This is a genomic window from Inquilinus sp. OTU3971, assembly GCF_038440215.1.
The window spans coordinates 1-4,419 of sequence record NZ_JASATH010000339.1 but is presented as its reverse complement, the minus strand read 5'-3'; the positions used below and the strand labels follow the sequence as shown (position 1 = coordinate 4,419).

Here is a 4,419-nt window from a genome sequence, read left to right as displayed (position 1 = left end):
CCCGATTCGCCGCCAGCGCCGGGCTGATCCCATCCTCCAGTGACCACCATCACCGGCGACAGGGGCTGCTGGTCGTGTAGTATCGCGGGGCCGGTCGGGGGCCCCGACTCTGCCGATGGGAAGCCATGCCCGATATCGCCCTGGCGGTGCTCGCCATTTCCGTCCTGATCGTGCTGGTGGCGCTGCTGCAGCCGCTGGCCACCCGCCTGTCGCTGCCGCATTCGGTGCTGATCGCCGGGCTCGGCATCGCGCTGGGCAGCGTCGCCAGCGCCACCGGCGCGATCGGCAGCGGCGGGCCGCTCTCCGAATTCACCCATGCGCTGACCGGCGGCGAGATCCGGTCCGAGGCGATCCTGCACATCTTCCTGCCGATCCTGCTGTTCGAGGCCGGGCTGCACATGGATGTGCGGCGGATGATGGACGAGGTGGCGCCGATCCTGACCCTCGCCGTGGTCGCCGTACTGGTGTGCAGCCTGGTGGTCGGCGTGGCGCTGTGGGGCACCTCGAGCCAGAGCCTGCTGCTGTGCCTGCTGCTGGGCGCCATCGTCGCCACCACCGATCCGGCGGCGGTGATCGGCATCTTCCGCGACGCCGGGGCGCCGCGGCGCCTGACCATCCTGGTCGAGGGCGAGAGCCTGCTGAACGACGCCGCGGCCATCACCCTCTACATCGTGCTGGTCGGGCTCTTGACCAGCAGCGGCGGCGGCCATGGCGAGACCGATGCCGGCGGCGCGCCGCTCCTGTTCCTGCGCTTCTTCATCGGCGGCGGGCTGTTCGGCTTCATCGCCGGGCGCCTGGCCTTCATGGTGATGCGGCCGCTGAACCGCTACCCGGTGGCCGAGGTCGCCTTCACCCTGGCACTGCCCTACATCGCCTACATCGTGGCCGAGCGCTACCTGCACGTCTCCGGCGTCGTCGCGGTGGTGACGGTGGCGCTGGTGGTCGGCTCCACCGGCCGGGTGCGGATCTCGGCCGAGGGCTGGGAGGGGCTGGAGAAGGTGTGGGCGCTGCTCGGCTTCTGCGCCTCGACCCTGATCTTCATCTTCGCCGCCATGCTGGTGCCGGAGTTCCTGCGCGACGCCACGGTCGAGGACGGCTACCTGCTGCTGGTGCTGGTCGCCGCCGCCTTCGTGGCCCGCGCGATCGTGCTGTGGGGGCTGCTGCCGGTGCTGACCTGGCTCAAGGTCGGCCAGCCGGTCAGCACGCCCTACCGCGTCGTCATCCTGTGGGGGGGCCTGCGCGGCGCCGTCACCCTGGCGCTGGCGCTGGCGGTGAGCGAGAACCCGCTGCTGGGGCCCGAGGCGACGCATTTCGTGGTGGTGCTGGCCACCGGCTTCGTGCTGTGGACGCTGCTGATCAACGCCACCACGCTGCGCCTGGTGATGCGCGCGCTCGGCCTGAACGCGCTGAGCCCGACCGAACTGGCGCTGCGCGACCGCGCCCTGCACCAGGCGCGCGAGGGCATCGCCGAGCGGATCGAGGAGATCGGCGCCGAGCAGCACCTGGCGCCGGAGGTGGCGAAGGAGGCGGCCGAGGCCTATCGCAGCCGGCTCAGCGGCCTCGCCAGCCGGCCCTTCATGCTCGACCCGAAGGAGCGCGAGCGGATGGGGCTGATGGCGCTGGCCAACCGCGAGCGCGACCTGGTGGTCGAGCATTTCGACCAGAAGCTGATGTCGCGCCGCACCGCGGTCGACCTGCTGGCCCAGGCCGGCCGGCTGCACGACGCGGCGATGACCGGCGGCCGTGCCGATTACCTCGGCGCGGCGTCGCGCAACATCGGCTTCGGCCCCAGCTTCCGCCTCGCCATCCTGCTGCAGCGCTACACCGGCTGGGAAGCGCCGCTGTCCAGCCGCATCGCCGATCGCCTCGAGATGCTGAAGGTCTCGCGGATGATGATCGAGATGCTGAAGCGCCACGCCGAAGCCGAGATGCGGCGGCTGCTCGGCGCCGAGGTGTGGCAGTCGCTCGACGCCGTGCTGACCACCCGGCTCGACACCCTCGTCGCCGCGATCGAGGCCTGGCGGCTGCAATATCCGGACTATGAGCGGCGGATGTCCGAGCGCTTCCTGCGCTGGGCGGCGCTGCGGCTGGAATCGGCGGAGTATGACGAGCTGCGCAACCAGCAGTTCATCAGCGGCGAGATCTACGAGGACCTGCAGCGCGATGTCGGCCGGCTGTACGAGACGCTGCAGAAGCGGCCGCAGCTGGACCTCGGCCTGAGCACCGCCGAGCTGGTGCGGCGCCTGCCGTTCTTCCAGGGCCTGTCGGAGGAGCGGATCGAGCAGATCTGCAAGCTGCTGAAGCCGATCTTCGCGGTGCCGGGCGAGGCCATCGTCCAGGCCGGCGACCGCGGCGACACCATGTATTTCATCTCCTCCGGCGCGGTCGAGATCGGCCGCGGCGGGCGCAAGTTCCGGCTCGGCCGCGGCGATTTCTTCGGCGAGATGGCGGTGCTGATCAGCGGTCGCCGCACCGCCACGGTCACCGCCATCGCCTTCTGCAAGCTGCTGGCCCTGACCGGCCGTGACCTGCAGGCCCTGGCCAGCGCCCACCCCGATCTGCGCCGTACCATCACCGAGGTCGCCCGCGCCCGCAGCACCGAGACCGAACGGACGATCTCGGCGCTGGGGGAGGAGGAGGCGGTTTGAGACCGTCCGGAAATGCTACTGGTGCGGCCGTCTGACGGCGGACTCGAAGCTTCCGGTGCTCACGGACTTAAACGTCCGCTGCGCGCCGGTTCTCGAAACCACCGCCAGCCGACTCACACCAGCGCATTTCCAAACGGTCTCTGACGCGACGCCGGAGGCGAGCGCGGATCAGAGCGGCCCGCGCTCCCAGGGGCCGGTGATGGCGAAGGTGATGCCGGGGGTCTGGATGTTGACGAACAGGGTCCGGCCCTCCGGGCTCCAGCAGGCGCCGGCGAACTCGCTGGCGCGGTAGTCGCCCTCGGCGATGGTTTTGCCGGCGTCGCCGATCTGGCCGGCGGTCAGCTCGACATTGTTCTTCAGCAGGTAGAACGGCGCGCCCTGGCGGGTCAGCGCCACCAGCCGGGTGCCCGGGCCGTAATTGTCCGGGCTGCCGGCCGGCGCCGCATCCGGGTCCTCGCACAGCACCACGCCGCCGCGCGGGCTGACCGTGACGTTGTCCGGGTTGTGCGCCGCGATCTGGCTGTCGCTGACGAACAGCGCCCGCAGGCGCTGGGTGAACAGGTCCAGCACCCAGACCGCGCCGTAGCCGCGGCCGAGCCGGCCGCTCGGCTCCTTGCCCGTGCTGGTGTCGACGATGAACATGCGGCCGTCGGCGTAGAAGATGCCCTCGCCGCGGCTCATCCGCAGCCCGCCCTCGGCCCAGCTCTGGGCGAAGGGGCCGCTCAGCGTGTCGCCGGCGCCGATGTCGGGGAAGCCGATCGGCGCGGGAACAGCGTCCATGTCCGGCTGCTCGATGTCGATCCAGTCCAGCTGGTACTCGTCGCCGACATGGGCGATCACCAGGTCGGCATTGGGCTTGCGGCGGACGCGGGCCGCCTGCAGCCGGCCGCCATTCTCCAGCGCGCCGTGCCGGCCCGAGCGGTCGTTCGGGATGAAGCGGTAGAGGCCCGACTTGTTGCGGTCGTCCTCGGTCAGATAGATGATGCCGGTGCGCGGATCGACGGCCACCGCCTCATGGCTGAAGCGGCCCATCGCCACCAGCGGCCGGCCGGTGGTGCGCTCGGCCTCCGGATGCACCTCGAACACATAGCCGTGGCGGCGGCCGGCGCTGGACATGGCGTTGGTCTTGACCTCCTCGCAGCTCAGCCAGGTGCCCCAGGGCGTGCCGCCGCCGGCGCAGTTGGTCAGCGTGCCGGCCAGGCTGGCTTCCGCCGAGTCCCAGCGCCCGTTGCGGAAGCGCAGCGTGGTGGTGCCGCCGCCGGCGCGCAAGCCGTCGGTGCCGATCGTGCCGGTGTCGTAGGTGCCCGGCGCGGCGATCTGGGCGGCGGCGGTGCCGACCTCGTGGTTGCGGATCAGGATCAGCTCGTCCCCGCGGCCGTGCCCATGCCCATGGCCGCGGCCGAAGCCGAAATCGAACCAGCGGCCGCCCTTGCCGTGCATCACCGCCATGCCGTCATGCTTGGCCGGGACCGGCTGGCCGTCGGCCATGCGGTCGCCGGTCCAGGAGAAGGAGCTGTAGCGGAAGCCGGGCGGCAGCAGCAGCAGCGGCAGGCCGGTGCTCTCGTCGGCGGCCGGGGCGAGGGGGCCGTAGGGGCTGCGGACCGGGGCGGTCCAGTTCTCGCCGGTGGCGGCGGCCTGGGCCTGGCGCTGCGACAGCGCGCCGAGGCTGCCGATCGCGCCCAGGGCCAGGGCGGCGCCGCCCCCCCGGGGGGCGGGGGGGGGGGGGGGGGGGTTTGGCAATTTTGGGGTCAGCGGGGGGTGCGGAGCCCCC

The 4,419-nt window shown here is 71.8% G+C and carries 2 protein-coding genes; one reads left to right on the top strand and one right to left on the bottom strand.

Going from position 1 to position 4,419, the window contains the following annotated elements:
• Positions 1–125 precede the first annotated feature (125 nt).
• Positions 126–2,648, top strand: coding sequence for a cation:proton antiporter (locus AAHM41_RS39185; RefSeq protein WP_342242059.1), 2,523 nt, complete (start codon positions 126–128; stop codon positions 2,646–2,648).
• A 168-nt stretch (positions 2,649–2,816) separates the two neighbouring features.
• On the opposite strand, the gene AAHM41_RS39180 is transcribed toward AAHM41_RS39185, so the two are convergent.
• A partial coding sequence (locus tag AAHM41_RS39180; protein ID WP_342242058.1) for an alkaline phosphatase PhoX occupies positions 2,817–4,419 on the bottom strand: 1,603 nt, incomplete at its 5' end.